Annotated in this window: 17 protein-coding genes; 7 read left to right on the top strand and 10 right to left on the bottom strand. The window is 57.2% G+C overall.

The features are described 5' to 3' along the window. Positions 1–117: 117 nt before the first annotated feature. Entirely contained in the window at positions 118–600 is a 483-nt protein-coding gene (locus PMI02_RS26600; protein ID WP_007686940.1) for a hypothetical protein, read from the bottom strand. 232 nt (positions 601–832) lie between these two features. On the opposite strand from PMI02_RS26600, the gene PMI02_RS27415 reads away from it, so the two are divergent. Then, positions 833–1,690 carry a DUF4375 domain-containing protein gene (locus PMI02_RS27415; protein WP_157222641.1) on the top strand — a complete coding sequence of 286 codons (858 nt, stop codon included), beginning with the start codon at positions 833–835 and terminating at the stop codon, positions 1,688–1,690. Here PMI02_RS27415 and PMI02_RS21555 read toward each other — a convergent pair. The 5 genes from PMI02_RS21555 to PMI02_RS21530 all read right to left on the bottom strand — a co-directional run bounded on the left by PMI02_RS21555 (position 1,674) and on the right by PMI02_RS21530 (position 6,447). Beyond that, a complete protein-coding gene (locus PMI02_RS21555) occupies positions 1,674–3,260 on the bottom strand; it encodes an IS66 family transposase (RefSeq protein WP_007686937.1) in 1,587 nt (528 codons plus the stop codon). The two genes, PMI02_RS27415 and PMI02_RS21555, sit on opposite strands and share 17 nt — an antisense overlap. Before the next feature lie 129 nt (positions 3,261–3,389). Further along, positions 3,390–3,743: an IS66 family insertion sequence element accessory protein TnpB gene (tnpB, locus tag PMI02_RS21550; protein ID WP_007686934.1), complete on the bottom strand. Its 354-nt coding sequence runs from the start codon at positions 3,741–3,743 to the stop codon at positions 3,390–3,392. Continuing rightward, positions 3,740–4,198: a transposase gene (locus tag PMI02_RS21545; protein ID WP_007686931.1), complete on the bottom strand. Its 459-nt coding sequence runs from the start codon at positions 4,196–4,198 to the stop codon at positions 3,740–3,742. Before PMI02_RS21545 ends, tnpB begins: the two co-directional genes overlap by 4 nt. A 1,098-nt stretch (positions 4,199–5,296) precedes the next feature. Beyond that, on the bottom strand, positions 5,297–5,941 hold the full coding sequence (locus PMI02_RS21535; RefSeq protein ID WP_007686927.1) for a hypothetical protein: 645 nt from the start codon (positions 5,939–5,941) through the stop codon (positions 5,297–5,299). A 2-nt stretch (positions 5,942–5,943) separates the two neighbouring features. Further along, the gene (locus tag PMI02_RS21530; protein ID WP_007686925.1) at positions 5,944–6,447 is read right to left on the bottom strand and encodes a hypothetical protein; all 504 of its coding nucleotides are present in this window, start codon (positions 6,445–6,447) and stop codon (positions 5,944–5,946) included. Positions 6,448–6,534: 87 nt separating this feature from the next. Here PMI02_RS21530 and PMI02_RS21525 point away from each other — a divergent pair, with 87 nt between their 5' ends. Together PMI02_RS21525 and PMI02_RS21520 are read left to right on the top strand one after the other, a co-directional pair. After that, positions 6,535–6,804: a helix-turn-helix domain-containing protein gene (locus PMI02_RS21525; RefSeq protein ID WP_007686924.1), complete on the top strand. Its 270-nt coding sequence runs from the start codon at positions 6,535–6,537 to the stop codon at positions 6,802–6,804. Positions 6,805–6,925: 121 nt separating this feature from the next. Further along, complete coding sequence (locus PMI02_RS21520) at positions 6,926–8,329, top strand: hypothetical protein (RefSeq protein WP_036504957.1); 1,404 nt, start codon at positions 6,926–6,928, stop codon at positions 8,327–8,329. 28 nt (positions 8,330–8,357) lie between these two features. Here PMI02_RS21520 and PMI02_RS27410 read toward each other — a convergent pair whose 3' ends face one another. Continuing rightward, positions 8,358–8,543 (bottom strand): hypothetical protein, encoded by a 186-nt coding sequence (locus tag PMI02_RS27410; protein WP_162130170.1) that lies wholly within the window; start codon positions 8,541–8,543, stop codon positions 8,358–8,360. A 331-nt stretch (positions 8,544–8,874) separates the two neighbouring features. Further along, positions 8,875–9,450, bottom strand: a complete 576-nt coding sequence (locus tag PMI02_RS21515) for a recombinase family protein (RefSeq protein ID WP_007686920.1) — start codon at positions 9,448–9,450, stop codon at positions 8,875–8,877. Positions 9,451–9,621: 171 nt separating this feature from the next. Here PMI02_RS21515 and PMI02_RS21510 point away from each other — a divergent pair, with 171 nt between their 5' ends. The 4 genes from PMI02_RS21510 (at position 9,622) to PMI02_RS27400 (ending at position 14,917) form a co-directional block, all read left to right on the top strand. Further along, the gene (locus tag PMI02_RS21510) at positions 9,622–11,523 is read left to right on the top strand and encodes a DUF262 domain-containing protein (protein ID WP_007686918.1); all 1,902 of its coding nucleotides are present in this window, start codon (positions 9,622–9,624) and stop codon (positions 11,521–11,523) included. Between the two features lie 569 nt (positions 11,524–12,092). After that, positions 12,093–12,593 (top strand): hypothetical protein, encoded by a 501-nt coding sequence (locus PMI02_RS27405; RefSeq protein WP_007686916.1) that lies wholly within the window; start codon positions 12,093–12,095, stop codon positions 12,591–12,593. Positions 12,594–12,611: 18 nt separating this feature from the next. Beyond that, positions 12,612–13,967 carry an ATP-binding protein gene (locus tag PMI02_RS26595; RefSeq protein WP_007686913.1) on the top strand — a complete coding sequence of 452 codons (1,356 nt, stop codon included), beginning with the start codon at positions 12,612–12,614 and terminating at the stop codon, positions 13,965–13,967. Continuing rightward, positions 13,964–14,917 (top strand): O-methyltransferase, encoded by a 954-nt coding sequence (locus tag PMI02_RS27400; protein ID WP_007686912.1) that lies wholly within the window; start codon positions 13,964–13,966, stop codon positions 14,915–14,917. The genes PMI02_RS26595 and PMI02_RS27400 overlap by 4 nt, the downstream gene beginning before the upstream one ends. Here the strand turns inward: PMI02_RS27400 and PMI02_RS26050 are convergent. Next, positions 14,914–15,834, bottom strand: a complete 921-nt coding sequence (locus PMI02_RS26050; protein ID WP_081496750.1) for an HNH endonuclease — start codon at positions 15,832–15,834, stop codon at positions 14,914–14,916. The genes PMI02_RS27400 and PMI02_RS26050 overlap by 4 nt on opposite strands. After that, positions 15,831–16,253, bottom strand: a complete 423-nt coding sequence (locus tag PMI02_RS26045; RefSeq protein ID WP_255348720.1) for a very short patch repair endonuclease — start codon at positions 16,251–16,253, stop codon at positions 15,831–15,833. The genes PMI02_RS26050 and PMI02_RS26045 overlap by 4 nt, the downstream gene beginning before the upstream one ends. Positions 16,254–16,255 lie beyond the last annotated feature (2 nt).

Genomic DNA, 16,255 nt, shown 5'->3' with positions numbered 1-16,255 from the left:
CAAACAGGCGTGTCCGTCCGCAGCCGAAAACGACGGAATGCCTGACGTTACGGTTGACGTTCATGCCACGATATTCGCTTATTGCGTGCCGGTCAGCAGCCCGATTTTGATCGCGCTCTACCGACCCAGCTTGTGAGGATCGTTGGCGAAGGGCGGCTTGCCATGTTGCCGCCTGAACTCGGTAATCATCGCTCCTTCGACGACAAGCGGCACCTCACCGGGTGTCTCTCTCCATGCGATGCGAAGTAGGTCTGGCCGGGCAAGCTGCCAGATAAGGCGACCGCCCCAGTGCCCTATGGGTTTGCCTGCCCCGAAGTCGGCATACTCACGGATGCGCCGTCGTAGCTGGTTAGCTTTCCCGATATAGACCACCTCGGCGTCGATCCAGTTCGCGGCAAGAGCAGTGGCGGGAACACTGGGATCACGGCCTTTGAACCTACCGCCCGGATTTTGCGACAGGAAGGCCGCTGGAGGCGCACAGGCGTAGGTGACGACATAGACCCCGCCAGTTGTCGGGATCGCGTCGCTGGCACGCACCTCGTGGAATGATAGCCAACCTCTGAACCCGGCATCCTCAAGCGATGATCTATCGAACTTCATTTCAGTTACCTGATCAGCGAAAGATCACATCAGTTGTAAGGTAAGCGTCCGATCATGGCTGAGGGGAAACTCATATCTGTATGGTGAGGAGGGACTGCCCCGGCCCGTAGCCTGATGTTGCGATGGAGATTCTGATCGGACATACAGGAAATCGGCCACTGCGGAGAGTGCTGTGTACCTGCCCCCTTTTCGAGTTCCGGTGTCTGACGGCGCGCTGCAGTCTTTAGATCCAATGGACCTGATCGACAGTCATTCCAGCACTATCCGAAGGCTGATTGGAGATCATTTTTACAATATTAATGAAATCCCGCACGCGTCCGCAATGGCTTACTTGGTCGAGTACTATGTTCACCAGGTTGAGAATGGCGGGCACGGTCAATTCCTTGGCAATGGACGCAGGTATGAGAACCTTCTCCCTATAGTGCAAGAAGGTCTGAGTGCGTTGAATGCTCAGCCCTTTCTCGACTTATATCTGCGATTCAGGAAATTTCTCGACGCAGATCATGCTCGAGCCGACCTTATCGCCGAAGGGTGCGGCTTCGGCGAATTGGAACCCGAGATTGAGAGGATAGACGCGGCGTTTCTGGCGCTTGAAAGATCCACAGTTTGGACTGAACTCGCCCGATTTCTGCGGCATCAGGCTGATCTTGATCCTGTTCAAGATAGTTCATTGCGATCGACGATAACGGCAATCGGAAGGCTTAATCCACGACAGCATTCTCGCGCTGTTGCGGAAATCGAGACCCACAAGTCTCATCCTCGATACGATCTTGCCAAAGACTTATGTGAAGCAGCGGGGCGGCGTATTACCCGTATGGGTGCTGGGTGGCAAAATGGTCCAGGTGAAACGATAGATGGGGTGATGACCTCTGAGGGAATGGTTTGGATGAGGGCGGGGGATAAGATCGCCCTTCTCGGCCTTAATCTCGGGGATGTAACGTCCAGCCAACGTTTGCCCGGCCTTCTCGCAGTTGCGAAATCCGATGGTGTGGCCTGGCGTATTGATCAACTCAGTGGATTTTACCGCAGATTGGCGCGCCTGACGCCTCCACTGAGGAGACTTGCGCAACATTTTAAGCTTCGACGTTAAGGCGCGCTTCAATCCATCGCCAAGGCAGCAGTTCATCGATCCGGTTGATCGGGTGGCCCTTGCCGATGCGGTCGAGCACATCAGCAAGCCATTCCTGCGGATTGACGCCATTAAGTTTGGCCGTCTCCAGAAGCGAAAGCATGGAAGCGGCGCGCTCACCGCCGCAATCGGCACCGGCAAAGAGCCAGTTTTTGCGGCCGACGGCTATGCCCCTGAGAGCATTCTCCGCCGGATTGTTGTCGATCTCCAGCCTGCCGTCGTCGGTGTAAGCGAGCAATTGCGGCTTCAGCTTGACCGCATAACGCAGCGCCTCGGCTAGTGGTGACCGGGCCGATGCCTTGGACAGCACCTCGTCGGCCCACACGAAGAAATCCAGCGCCTTGAGCTTTGAGAGCTTACGAGCCTTGCGACGGAAATCTGCGGGTTCGCGCACGATCTGCCGCTCGACGTCGTAAAGCTCGCCGATCATCTGCAACCCATCGAGCGCAGCCGAGTTCGGGTCCGCCTTATAAACATCGTTCAGCTTCCGTCGCGCATGGGCCCAGCAGGCAACCGGTGTGATTGGCGCTGGCTTGCGGTCACTCGCGTAGAGACGCTCGAAACCGGCATAGGCATCCGCCTGGAGGAAGCCCGCAAAGGTCTTGAGATGCTCGCGCGGTCGCTCGCCCTTGCGATCGGGACTGTAGCGGAACAGCGCCGCGGGCTTATCCAGATGGCTCCATCGTCGGTTATCGCGAAGGTAGACCCATAGTCTGCCGGTAGCCGTCTTGCCGGTCCCCGGCGCCAGCACCGGGACGGGTGTGTCATCGGCATGGAGCTTCACGCTGGCCATGACGTGATCGGCAATCCGATCGACGAGCGGTTGCAGCAACCAGCTTGCCTGGCCGAGCCAGTCCGCCATTGTCGAGCGACTGATCTCCACACCCTCGCGGGCGTAGATCTGCGACTGACGGTATAACGGCAGGTGATCGGCGAACTTGGAGACGATGACGTGGGCCAACAGGCCGGGACCGGCACGGCCGCGTGGAACGGGCAGCGCCGGCGCCGGTGCCTGACTGATCACATCGCAGCGGTTGCAGGAAATCTTGGGTCGGACGTGACGGACGACGCGGAAGCGGCCGGGGACATATTCCAGCACTTCGGTCACGTCCTCGCCGAGCTTGCCCATCGTGCCCCCACAGGCGGAGCAGCCGTTGGCATCCGGCGCTGCGTGCATAACCTCGTCGCGAGGCAGGTGGTCGGGCAGCGGAGCACGGCGAGGCTTGCGAGGGGCAGCCTTGGCCGAAGCATCTTCGGGCACATGCCCCTCGATCACGCACTCGGCATGGGCATGCTCGGCCTCGAGATCCTCCAGCGTCAGCTCGAGTTGATCGGCCTGAAGAGAAAGGCGTTCCGACGACTGCCCGAACTTCATGCGCCGGAGGCGGGCTAACTGGACCTTGAACTTCTCGATCTGCAGTGCCGTCAGCTTGATGGAGTTCTGGGCGGTCTCAAGCTTCTCGCGGGTCGCGTCATGGGCCGTCCGTTCGGCCTCCAGCGCCTGCTCCGAAGCTGCCAGACGCGCGCGCATCGCCTCGGCAAAAGCGCGCAGTTCTGCAGGGTCAGCAGGAAGTTCGAGATCGTCGGGAGACACGCTTCCCGATAGCAGAATCCGGTCTTCCGCCCAAGCAGAAAGCCCGGAAATGCGGCGATTATCGCGTCAAATCTGCACCGGCAGGCGGGGCGGATCGGGGGCCACTGTGCGCCGCCAATCCATTGCTTCGATCAGCAATGCGAACTGTGCTGGGGTCAGCACGACACCGCCCTCGATGAGCGGCGGCCAGACGAAACGGCTCCGTTCCAGGCGCTTGGCGAACAGGCAAAGCCCGGTTCCGTCCCAATGCAGCGCCTTCAGGTAGTTGCCGCTCTTGCTGCGGAAAAGGAAGACATGCCCCCCGTAGGTCTCGACCGCGAACAGGGGGCGGACCAATGCCGCCAGCCCGTCGAAGCCGAGCCGCATGCTGACCGGCTTGCTTGCCAGATAGACCTTCGTTCCGGGTGCCAACGAGATCACGAGACATCCCGGAATGCACGCAGCACGCGGGCCAGCGCCTTCTCGTTGACGTAGCTGTCCACCGACAGGCGAACGCCGCTGGGCAGGTCTATATCTATTGCGCCGGGGCGGGCACCGGGATGCGGGCGGTCCAGTTCCTCCGGCGCTGACGGCATCGGCGACGAAACAGGTCGCGGTGCCTTCTGGGTCTCCGGCACCGCCGGCGCAGCCGCAGGCCCCGTCGTTATTATCGCACCGTAGGGAATGAACTCCAAAGCTTCACTGGCGATGGCCGCCGCCTGGCGACGCGCCGATCGCCAGTTGTAAATTAGGCTCTCGGCAATCTCGCGGCGCTCTGCGACCTGACGGACCGATACTCCGTCTGCATCCGCCTCGGCGAGGATCGCTGCCTTCTCAGCATCCGAAAACTTCCTGCGCCGTTCGGTACGCGCAATGATCTCCACCCGATCCTTCACTTAGCCTCCTTCTGGAGTCCAGAAAGAGACTCCTTAGCGGAGGTCCATCAGCGCCGAGCCGAAATGCCGCAACACGCCGGAGGCCGGACGCTTACGTTGTAAGCGATGCCGCAGAGACATTTACTCTCCCTTCGGCCTGCCCCACGGATAGTGGTCAGCTTCATATTGCCGGTCATATTCGGGGGCGGCGATTGTAGCCGTGTGCCTCTCTATGTGCCCTAAAGTCTCCAGCGCTGTTTGCGCCAAGTCCCTTTGGCCCTCGGCCAAGTGCCGGATAGATGATAAGCGGTCTACAGCACACCGGACTTCATAAAGATGGGTATTCAACTGGATACCTATCACGGCAAGGATGGCCAGCAGCACAACAGCGATACCAACAAGCCAAATCATGAAAACCTCTCACGGAAGAACATAAAAACGCTCAATCGTCCTTTCTAGACGACGTAATGTGCTATTTGGTGGTAGCGCAACTTATCATGACTAGCCGTTGAATGGCTGCCAGTTTTCCGCCGTCATGAGGGTATTGCCCTTGAAATAACCACGACGGATTTTCCCGTGCGGTTCGTTAGAGTAAATCTCACCACAATGCGCGCAACGCATCGCACGGTTCTTCCAGTCGCCTAAAATGCCAGCATTACTAAGCGCCTCTTCGTCTACGTCATGTTGCGTAGGTTTCGCAGCGATGCATCGGGCCGGGCAAGGATTAGATGTTTTGGACACAGGAACATGCCTCTGGAACGGCAAAAAGCCATGAAACCACTGCGCATTTAGGCGATCATTTGCTGTTTGGGTCGGTACACTCCACGGTCACCAACTGCTTCACGGCCTTTCGGGTCTTTGCCGACGCTTTAGGATGGCCTTGATCGTAAATCTCCATGTAGTTATCGACGCATAACTCACCGTTGGATTTTGAGCAGGCCGAAAGCGCACATATCAAGAATAACAAGGCAGAAAACCGCACCCTAGCCTCCCATTTCTCTACCCGGTACCATAATGATATGAAACGTCGAAGCGGGGACAACTGAAACCACTTTGGCCCTAATGAGCATGGTACCCTCGCAAGTGAGCGCTGATCATACCGATATTCGACGGCGAGAGTTAGTTGCCCGAAAGCAATCCTCGGCGTCGCCCGAAACCGGCGCTTGAGGCGACCGGTTGCACCGGGAGAGGTTCAGGGTGCTCTTTCCGCTGACCATGCAAGATCGTGAGGAACTTCGCGTACCACTCATCAAGCTGGGATGCTGCCTGCTTGACCGGGCGGCTGTCCACGGGAAGTCCCGCACTGTTCTTGAAGAAGACTATCTCGGATACCGGGAAATGGACATCGTTGGTGTAGAGCTTCAACGATAGCTGCTTCACCGTGGCGTGGCGGCGCTTCGATCCTGACAGGCCGCCAATCAACATGCCGACCGGGCCGAGTAGCGCACCGCCGACCGCGACGCCCATGGCTTGGCTCCCCCGGTTGGTCTTTTCGATGCTCTTGCCGTCACTGACAGTTTCCGCCGAAACCAGTTGCTCGAAGTCGAACACGCGCAACTCGTCGAGACCCTTCATGAGCACGAAGCGGTCGCTGGCCGGGTCAAGCATCAGGGTCAGAGCCTTGTCCGGTTGCTGATGCTCCACGACGGGAGTGAAGTTCGGCACCAGCGACAGGGCACGCGCCTTCCGCTTCTCCGGGCTTTCCATTGGGAGGCACAGGCGGCTGGCAACGAGCAACACACATCCGATAATGACGAACCACATGGTTACGCGCCCCCCTCGGCGTCATGCTGCGTCCGTGCAGCCTCTGCGCTCTCCTGATCTATCATCATCCTTTTCCCCCCATCGCAGTCGACGTACCAGACCAGCTTCGCGCGGGTGGCAGTGTCGGAAATGCCGACGAGGTTGACCTTCGGGCAAGCATCGTCCGCTGCCGCCGCCATGGCGGCCCAAGGGGCCAGTTCATTGGCGTTTGCGAACTGGGCCTTGCCGAGCTTGGCATAGGTCTTGGAATAGTCCGACCGCTTCATGATCTCCACGGCGTCCGGCGCTATCTTGGCCTTCAGATCGACCGGGGCGGCGGGTGCAACATGTTGCACTGCTTCGCTTTGCGTACTCGCCCGTTCCGCCCAGTTCGCCCACGTGCATGATGCGATCCCCAAGATGATGGCCCCCACACCAGCCACGGCGCAAATCCGTGACCATCTCCTCTGCCGCTCTGTCGTCTCGGCCCGATAGGCCGGAACCCGGATCACCTGCGCACCAGTCATACATATCCCGCTTGCTGCAATGCTCTGGAGCATACGGGAAAAACGTGAAGCCTTCGTATACGATGAGTGACATTTGGCGAGGACAGCATGAGCGGAATGCCACTCATCGCGGGTTGCCTGATCGGTGGCATTTGCGGCTTACGCTCGTCGATGGGCGACATCCAAAATCGATTGGGGCGTAACGTAGCCCGCCTGCGTAAGGCGGCTGGGATGTCACAGGAGACGTTCGCGGATCACGTACCTATCGCCCGGTCGTACATCAGCGACATCGAGCGCGGCGCTCGCAACCCCACGATTGAAGTGGTCGAGCGGCTGGCAAAGGCGCTGGGGGTCAACGCCGGGACGTTGCTCGACTGACACAGGTTGGCCGAGTGGGATGCGACTTCACTGACCGCCCGTAAGATGTTGTTTACGCACCGACAGTAGACTGCCGGGAATGGCTACGGCACCGCGCGCACAGATATACCCGACGCTACGCATGACGCCGCGATACTGGGACTGGCGTAGGTTCGTCGATGCCAATCCCGAGTTCATTGCGTTGATCACCGCACTACGGGCGGAGCGTGAACGGGTTTTCGCGGCCCTCGTTGCTTTGCCGAGGCGCGCGCAGCGGGACAGGGTCCGACAACTGTTGCACGACCGCAAGCTGGCGGTTCTTTTCGTATACGAAGGCATGGTGCGGGCGGGTCGCCTGCACGGCACCACGCCAGCCGCCATAACGGCCCTCGCCGAGCGGTTCGATCTGCGCAGGCCAAGTCATGAACCCGTGCTGATCCGGCAAATCACAGAAACCGATAGCCGTGTCCGCACGGTCCAATCCTTCGGCCCGCTCAAGCGGGCACATCAGAACTTCGCGGCTCGTTTGATCCGCGCCCTCCATCCCCCCCGCGAGAACCAGTTTCTCTTCAACGGTGGGATACCGGCAGCCCTCAAAGCTGTCGAAGTCGCCCGCGACGGCGGCATGACACATGCCGTCGAACTGGATGCCACGAACTTCTACGGAAGCATCGAGCGTTCATCGCTGGCGGTAACGCTGCGTCCGTTACCGGAGGCCGTCGTCAGGTTCGTGGTCTTCAACGAGACTATCGAACGAGGCGATGATCGTCCCCGTGCTATTGTACGGAGTGTACCGGGTTCTCCTCCCCTCGGTTCATCGAACGGCTTGCCGTTGGGTGCCGCGTCGTCTCCCATTGCCGGAGAGGTTTTGATAGGCCAACTGCTGGCCGACAACCGGATCGACTTCGGTCCGAGCGTCATCACCTACGCCGACAATCTGCTGGTCCTTGGGTCATCAGAGCAGGAAGCGGCTGCGAGAGCAGACCTCCTAGTGGCTTTGGCTGAAGAGCCAGCTTTCGGTGGATTGAGGTTGAGGGAGAAAGGCCGGGGACACATGATGCAGCCCGGCACGCAACGAGTTGACCACTTCTCGATGGGCGTGCCGTTCGTCGGCCAAATCGGCTTGGTTGACAGCGCCGGAGACTTTTCGTGGGAGCCCAACGAACAGAAACGGGCGCAACACTGGATTTGGGAGCACGGAAGCAGCCCCAGCTTGTCCGAGATTGAGCGCGCCGAGGGCAAGGTCGCGGCATATCACCGTTCCTATCCATTTTGGCGAGATAAGGGCACGAGCGAGGCCCAAGATCGCGCCTCCCTATCCTGCGCCCGCTACTTCGCCTTTTCGACGCCGGAAAACCTAGGCACGGCGGTTCGAGATGTCGTCCTCGCCCATCTTTGCGTCCCGCATGGCGATCCATACTATTTCATCCCGGACCACATGCCGGGCTGGGGCGAGATCACCATTTTCGAGCGCAAGCGCGAGCGGATCAATGCAGAAGCGAACGCCCTTATCGCCACAATCTCGCGGGCACGCATAGCTTCCTAAGCGGTCTCGTAGGTCCGCGTTTTGCCCGTCATGGTGAGCCTGACGGGAGTGCATCACGTATTGCCGCGAACTCGATCAACGCTGGCGGCAATGCCCACTCGATCACCGCCCCCTCCGGGCTATGGAGGTTCCGAAGATGGCGCGCGAGATCGAAGGGCTCGGCAGGAAGTTGAGCAAACCATTCCTCGCCGCTTACGATATAGGTGTCGATCATGGTCCGCCATGCTTGCTGGTTCACGAACCTACGATGAACCCTCATGTGGCAGCGATGGCAGACGGCGGGTGACCGGGTTACATCGGCATAGTTCTCCCCATGCCGCCGAACACGATCCGAGCCGCCACAAATCGAGCAGTGATCTGGCCGGAGCAAGCAGCCTGCATCGACTAACCACCGCCCGATCTGCCAGCTACGTACCCGCTCGACATGCCCGAAGCCGTTGTAAGGCTTCATTGACGGCCATCGCCATTCCCGGAAGCGCGTAGGGGCCCTATCACGTGGTGGGCATAGCGAAGCAACTGGAAGCGAGGCCAGCAACCGGTCTGGATCAAACGCTCTCACAGGAGGCACCCATCGCGAAAATGCGGTACACGGAACTCCGGCTGATTTTCAGCGAAGCTGCGATCTGTGACGCTCCGGCACCTGACGCCCGCATGGCCTGGACACGAGAAGCCTGCCGTAAGGCTGTAGGGACGCGGCCACGGTATTTCCCTTCGGACTTCGCCTTCTCAATGCCCTCACGCATTCGGACCAACAGAAGCTCCCGCTCGAACTGGGCAACAGCGCCGAAAAGTGTCACGATAAGCCTGCCCGATGGCGAGGTGGTGTCCACAGCTTGCCCGCCGAAGTCGAGAATGCGCAGGGCCACTCCTTTGCCTTCGAGAGTTGCGATGATCGCTAACAGGTCCGCCGTGCTCCGGGCGAGCCGGTCAAGACGGGTTACGACCAACGTGTCACCTTCGCGCACGAACTCCAGCGCCGCCGCCAACTCATCGCGTTGCGCGACCGAGGAGACCCGTTCCGAAAACAGCTTCGTGCAACCTGTTGCACCGAGGTCGCGCACTTGGCCTTCCAGCCCGGCAACCTGATCGACCGTGGATACACGGGCGTAACCGACAAGCATTTTCACCTCTTTTATCGTTTATAAACAATGACAAGAGGCACATAACATGTCACGTGCTATAGTCGGCGTTGACAAAAAAAGTGGTCGGCTTTGTAGATTTGGTAATGTCACTTCGCTCTATTCGTAGGCAGAAGCGCCACTTCCGGCCCGCGCGATCCAACAGGGGTAGAAATGCAGCCGAGCTACATTTCCGTGATGAATGTGTTTACCCAGCAGACCCGCTACACGGTGCCACTGTTCCAGCGCCCATACGTTTGGAGCCGGGAAGATCAATGGGAGCCGCTGTGGGAAGATGTCCGGGCGGCGGCAGATCGGGTTCTCAATGCCGACGGCAAGGCGGTGCCTGCCCACTTCCTTGGTACGGTGGTGCTGGAGCAGACCCCGAACCCGGTGTTTAGCCTCCCTCGCCGCGAAGTTATTGATGGCCAGCAGCGGCTTACGACGCTGCAACTCGTACTGAAGGCGGCAGAGCACGCCCTTGAAGCACTGCGCCCTCTCGTCACGGGCGATGAGGCCGCCGCCAAGGCTGTAGACATTGCCGCGCGCCAGATCGCTCCACTGACAAGCAATCCTGCGTATTCCGAGGATGAGGAGCGCTACAAGGTCTGGCCGACCAATGAGGACAGGGTACCCTTCCGCGATGTCATGGATGCGAACGCCGCTGATGGGCCCCTGCATCACCATACGCGAATGGCTCAAGCCTATGCCTTTTTCCGTCAGGAGTTCGCCACGTGGCTGAACGTGGACCAGCATGGAGAGCGCGCCAAGGCGCTCGCCAGCGCTCTGAAGGATCATTTGCGTCTGATCGTTCTCGATCTGGACAGCAGCGATGAACCTCAAGCGATCTTCGAGACACTGAATGCGCATGGCACGCCCCTTCTCCCGGCAGACCTCATCAAGAACTGGCTGCTTTGGGAGGGCACTCGGCAAAGGCTGGAGACCGTAGACCTGTACTCGGAACACTGGCGGCCATTCGACAGTGACAGCGACTACTGGCGCGCCAATGTCGGCACCGGCCATGCCGCCCGAGCCCGGATCGACACGTTCCTATTGAACTGGATCACGCGCCACGTTCGTGAACAGGTCTCCGCAAAGCACCTGTATGATCGCTTCCTGTCATATGTTGCTTCTGGAGGTGCCCGCACCGAGGCGGGCAAGCTCGACGTTTCAGCCCTGATGAAGGATGTTCAGGCCGATGCCGTCCGGTTCCGCGAGATTGACGGCCCCTCCGGGAAGACCCGCTTCGATACCTTCCTGCGCCGCTTGAAGGTCTTGGATGTGATCGTGTTTCATCCGCTCCTGCTGGCGATTATGGGGCGTCCGGGGTCCGATGCCGTAGACCGCAACCTGTGCGGCCAGATTTTGGAAAGCTATCTGGTCCGCCGCACGGTCTGCGGAATGCAGACGCGCGGTTACGGCACGCTGGCGCTTGCCCTCCTGGACAAGGTCGTTGGCCTTCCCGACGACAGCCCTGCGGCCCCTACGCTGCACGCCGCATTGTCAGCAGCGCCCGATGGGCCGGACAGGTGGCCCACCGACGAAGCGTTCAGGTCCGATTGGCTGAACAAGAAGTTCTACGGCAATCTGCGAAGAAACCGCGTCCTCATGGTCCTGCGCGCCATTGAGGAGCACTACCAGCGGCAGGCGGTAAAGTCCGAGCCGGTGCTGGTCTTCAACTTCGACAAGTTGGAGATCGAGCACATCATGCCGCAGACGTGGGACACGCATTGGCCGATCCACGACCCCACCGTCACGCGCGACGACCGTAACTGGCGGGTGCAGGGAATAGGAAACCTGACGCTGGTAAGCGCTGCCTTGAATAAAGCCCTAAGCCACGGCCCGTGGACCGCACCGGACGGACAGAGTTCAAAGCAAGCCGGGCTCGGACTGCATACCAAGCTGGAACTCAACGCCCGACTTTTGCGCGACCATCCGACCGAGTGGAACGAGAGTACCATCGCCGCGCGCGCGGCGACCCTATTCGAGACGGCGGCGATCATCTGGCCCTCGCCGCCAGGGATGGCCGGAATGGTGAAGGCCCCCGCCGTGCAACAAGTTGCAAGCTATGCCTGACAATCGCGAACCCGCTTTGACCCCGGTGCCAGCGTTCGAGTTTTCCGACGATGACGCAGGCTACCTGCGTTGGGTTGCGGATCATCCAGATGGTTTTGTCCTGAACGTCGAACGCGGGCTCCGACCGGCCTATACCGTCCTGCATCGCGCGACCTGCCGCACCATCGCTACCGGCAGGGATGACGGTTCCTACACAGAACGGGGCTACCGGAAAGTCGTGGCCAACGACATCGCCGACCTACGATCCTTCACTCGGAGGCTAGGCCGGGCTGACGGGTCATTCTCGAAAGCCTGTGGGCACTGCCAGCCCCTATAGGTCAGGCCGGGACCGTCCAGCAGCAGGCAACGCCCCACATGAGTTTAGACCTTGAGGGACGACTGTTTCAAAAAAGAGGGCCGACCCGTGTGGGACACGAAACGAGGCCAGGCTCGCCCCCTTTCCCATTCCCACATGGGCAGGACCTTCTGGGGCACGTCGTCGGAACTGGACCAAATATCTGCATGATAACCAGCGTGTTGATATTCCCCTGGTCGCAGATTATGTCACCTAGCCAGGGGGACTATTTAACGTGGAAATTCTAGGCATTGACGTACTGTCTGCGGTGGGCGGAGCAGCGGCCTCGGCGATTACATTCGGCATCCGCTCAGTTATGATCGCGCCCGTAAAAGCGGCAACAGATCGGGCCCGATTTATCCGCGGACTTTCCGTTATTTTTCCACGCAAGCCTTTTGACGGCCTTTGGGAAGTCACGTGGCACGTGAATGGCTCACGGCTTGCAAACGAAAATACGGACCAGGTCAGCATTCACGCCGTGCTCGGCAATGTCACATTTACGACTAACACCGTGCTGCTGGACGGCGGCAAAGAAAAGTGCGTGTTCGTCGGCAAGCTATCGGAGCGCACGCTCACCGGACGATGGTATGACCCTAAGGATGAAGGTCGTGGCTATTTCGGCGTTTTTCAAGTGACGCTGCATGGCTCCCTCAATCACGGATCAGGTTACTGGAGCGGCTGGTCTTCCAATGGACAAGTCCAGTCCAATAAGATGACGTTAAAGCGATTGGGATAAGAGCACTAGGAGAACGCAGTGCCTGAGATAGCCCGTGCAAATGCAAATGCTAGCAGAGCATTTTTTGTTAGAATGCTGACCCGCGACATATCCGTCGAAGACTGTATTCTTGATCTAATTGATAATAGCGTCGACGCGGCGTGGCGTAAGCTAGGAAAAAAACGCCTTGGGCTGCAATCTGGGCCCAATTTCTCCAAAGCTATGATCGACGTAAAATTCGACGAAAAAGGCTTCACAATCACGGACAATGGCGGCGGCATGTCATTGGAAGTTGCAAAAGCGTACGCTTTTACTTTCGGACGAACAGACGTTGCTCGCGAAGAAGAAGCTGAATTTAGTATCGGTGTATATGGGATCGGCCTAAAGCGCGCCATCTTCAAACTTGGTGAGAAGATTGACATCAACAGCACCTACAAAGTCGGAACGAAGCGGTCATCGTTTGTAGTCCCGATCGACGTGCCTACGTGGGTCAAAGGACAGAGTAAAGATTGGGACTTTCCGATTAAATCGGCAGCCGATCTTGAGAATGATGGTCTAAAAATTACTGTGACAAAATTAACCGATCCAGCCAAAGCGAGACTGGGAGACGGTGATTTTGAACCTCTACTGATAGATACCATTGCCCGCGATTACGCGCTACACCTTCATCATGGCCTAACAATCAAAGTGAATGGGCATAAGGTCCGGGGCGAAGTGTTTAAACTGCTAAGTGGTGGAGATTTTGAACCTCTGAATGACAGCTATGTCGAAAAAATTGGTGAAGATGAAGTTCATGTGGAAATTGCGGCTGGATATGCGTTCCCCCCTCCAGAGAGCAATGATCCGACAGAAAAGACCGAACGTGAAGAAAAATCGGGATGGTACGTAGCATGTAATGGCCGCGTTGTTATGGCGGCTGATAAAAGCATGCTTTCAGTTTGGGGAGATGACTTTCCCGCCTGGCACCCCCAATACACCGGCTTCTACGGTATCATGATCTTTTCTTCTGACAACACGGAGCTGCTTCCCCTTACAACCACCAAGCGAAGCATCGATCTTTCATCTGTTGTTTATCGCCGAGCCAGACCGAAAATGAAGCCTCCTACGCGAGCTTGGATCGACTATACTAACGCTCGTAAAAATGAAGTCGCCGCAGCCGAGCAAAGAGAAAGCCTTGCGAAGCAAACCTCGATATTTTCAATGACCCATAGCGCGAAAGTTACACTTCCTGCGTTAAAGCGTTCAGGTCCTAGAGAAACTAGCATTCAGTTTCGAGTAGCCTTAGACCGTGTAAAAAATCTTGCTCGCGCGATGGGCGACACTACGTTGTCAAACCGGGATGTTGGGCAAAAGGCATTTGATTACGCCTATAACGACATGGTGGATGAAGAATGAAACCGCCATCATTCACGGCGATAAATTACAGCCTTCGCCCGAGTAAAACTATCCAACGTGGACTTGTTTTTGATGGCCTCCGTCGGTTGCAAGACAAGTTGCAATGGCGCAACGCCGCGTACATCGGCTTTGGATCAATATGGTTCACTGACTTCATCCTTGCCCATAAAATTCTTGGCATAAAGCGGATGGTCTCTATCGAGCAAAATTTGATAGGCTTCAGAAGAGCACGGTTCAATCGCCCCTACCGTTTCGTAGAAGTAAAGCGTGGGACGTCTGACGTAGTGCTGCCTAGCCTGCTTGGACAGGCACGATTCGTTAATACACCAACCCTTTTGTGGCTAGACTATGATTGCGAAGTAAAGGAATCGATCGTTGAGGAATTAAGAGCGGTCGTCGCTGAAGCAAAAGACGACAGTGTCATATTGGTAACCGTCGATACGAGTGAAAAACGATATGGCGCCAATCCTCGTCAAATTTTGGAGCGGCTAGCTGAATTATTTGGTAGCCGAAGCACGCGCCATCTAACACGTTCGGATGTGGCGGGACTCCAATTATCGACAACGATTGGCGAACTGCTGCTCACATTGCTTGATAATGCAAGTAGGCGGGCATCGAAACCCAACCCATCCATTCGTGCGTTTCATTTACCTTATCAGGATAAGGCTTCGATGGTGACAATTGGGTCAGTCTTTCCCCACGAAGCGCTCACGAAAGAAATTCGACAATCGATGTTACGTCGAGACTGGCCCGGGTTTGTCACAGAGCCAATCGTTGCGCCCCATCTCACTTCCAAGGAGGTTGCGGTGCTTCAAGCGGCCGTACCGGGGCGGGGGAACCTCACCCGTTCTGATGTGCGCGAACTCGGCTTTGATTTAGAAGAAGAACAGCTGAGAGCATTTGAAGAGCACTATCGCCATTATCCGACATTTGCTCAAATACTCTCTTAATAAGAATCCCGCAAATTGCCGCTAAAGAAAATTCTGCGGTGAATAGACAGGAATTTTTCTGACGGCCAGTACTGACTATATTTTGGAAGATACACCATTCCCGACAGCGAGGCGAGATATGATTGTATGACTTTCGGCACGGCCTCATGATCAACTAGTATGCGATGGTCTTCGCCTATAGAAATTAGATGTCGATCAAACATCCAGTGAACAGTGCTCGACAGTGCTATACCATTTGATATTATGTCGGGTCCGTCGTTCGCTACCGGAAGAATATGGGCAGCCTGGACTTCAGCCCCGCCCTTCCGATCAAATATTTGTAAGCCGGTGATAGCACAACGGTTCTCGTAAGCCGTGCACACGGCACGGCGAAAACTCCGATCCCGAATAACTCGATTGGTGAGACGCGTCAGGATAGCTCTTTCGCGATGAAAGATAGTTGTGTCGATTAACGAACGATGCAGCAACGGTGAGGCGATCTCGTCGATGGTGAGCACATCTTCGTTCCATGCTTCCTCAAATCCAGCCTCGATGATTGCGAAAAAGTCGTCATCACCAAGCGCTCTTACTGACCTGCCCCGCAGATAAATGCCAACTTGAGCACGACTCGGCATCTCGCGCAAAGTCCGCTCTGCGTATCGGTCATTTGCGAACCAAGGGACCGCCACATCAAAAGGCAAGAAATTCTCAATATATGCGTAGTAGTGCCCTGGCATTGTCGCGTCTTCTAGTATTTCACGGACTAAACCAGTCGCAAAATAGGCCAAGCTGCCTCCAGAGGCGCGAGGCTGGCGAAATATTACCCAATCACCAATGGACTGCACAAGAAGTCCTAAGTATCTCTTAGGAAAATGATACCTTTCGGCGACTTCATCATCGTAAGCAGACGAGACTTTTGTGTCCAAGACTGCCTTCATGGTCGATTACCCCAACCCTCATCCAAGCAGAATATGTCGCGCAAGCGCTTTTCGAGCTTAACTTTATCGCGAGTTTCACACTCCCAGATAACTTCTACTTTCCATCCGATAGCTTCAAGCGAGGAAACTACACGGGCGTCCCGCTGAACGTTAGCATAAAATTTTGCCTGCCAAAATTCTGGCCGACTTTTGGGATTGGAAGTCTTCGAACAGCCTGGATGCCTGTGCCAAAAACACCCGTGAACGAAGATGGCAGTTTGATATTTTGGCAGAATAAGATCGGGGCGACCAGGTAAGTCCTTTCGGTGCAGACGAAAGCGCAGACCCATTGAATGCAATAGGCGACGCACCACCAATTCCGGCAGTGTATCCTTGCTACCCACGCGGGACATTAGCCATGACCGACGTTCAGGAGATATTC

The sequence above is a fragment of the Novosphingobium sp. AP12 genome (assembly GCF_000281975.1).
Classification (GTDB): domain Bacteria; phylum Pseudomonadota; class Alphaproteobacteria; order Sphingomonadales; family Sphingomonadaceae; genus Novosphingobium.
This window is presented reverse-complemented; position numbering and strand designations above follow the sequence as displayed.

Bases quoted from the DNA above. Each gene is read 5' to 3' on its own strand.
- PMI02_RS26600 (WP_007686940.1), bottom strand. From the start codon at position 600: ATGAAGTTCGATAGATCATCGCTTGAGGATGCCGGGTTCAGAGGTTGG.
- PMI02_RS27415 (WP_157222641.1), top strand. From the start codon at position 833: ATGGACCTGATCGACAGTCATTCCAGCACTATCCGAAGGCTGATTGGA.
- PMI02_RS21555 (WP_007686937.1), bottom strand. From the start codon at position 3,260: ATGCGCGCGCGTCTGGCAGCTTCGGAGCAGGCGCTGGAGGCCGAACGG.
- PMI02_RS21535 (WP_007686927.1), bottom strand. From the start codon at position 5,941: ATGTGGTTCGTCATTATCGGATGTGTGTTGCTCGTTGCCAGCCGCCTG.
- PMI02_RS21530 (WP_007686925.1), bottom strand. From the start codon at position 6,447: ATGACTGGTGCGCAGGTGATCCGGGTTCCGGCCTATCGGGCCGAGACG.
- PMI02_RS21525 (WP_007686924.1), top strand. From the start codon at position 6,535: ATGAGCGGAATGCCACTCATCGCGGGTTGCCTGATCGGTGGCATTTGC.
- PMI02_RS21520 (WP_036504957.1), top strand. From the start codon at position 6,926: ATGACGCCGCGATACTGGGACTGGCGTAGGTTCGTCGATGCCAATCCC.
- PMI02_RS27410 (WP_162130170.1), bottom strand. From the start codon at position 8,543: ATGATCGACACCTATATCGTAAGCGGCGAGGAATGGTTTGCTCAACTT.
- PMI02_RS21515 (WP_007686920.1), bottom strand. From the start codon at position 9,450: ATGCTTGTCGGTTACGCCCGTGTATCCACGGTCGATCAGGTTGCCGGG.
- PMI02_RS21510 (WP_007686918.1), top strand. From the start codon at position 9,622: ATGCAGCCGAGCTACATTTCCGTGATGAATGTGTTTACCCAGCAGACC.
- PMI02_RS27400 (WP_007686912.1), top strand. From the start codon at position 13,964: ATGAAACCGCCATCATTCACGGCGATAAATTACAGCCTTCGCCCGAGT.
- PMI02_RS26050 (WP_081496750.1), bottom strand. From the start codon at position 15,834: ATGAAGGCAGTCTTGGACACAAAAGTCTCGTCTGCTTACGATGATGAA.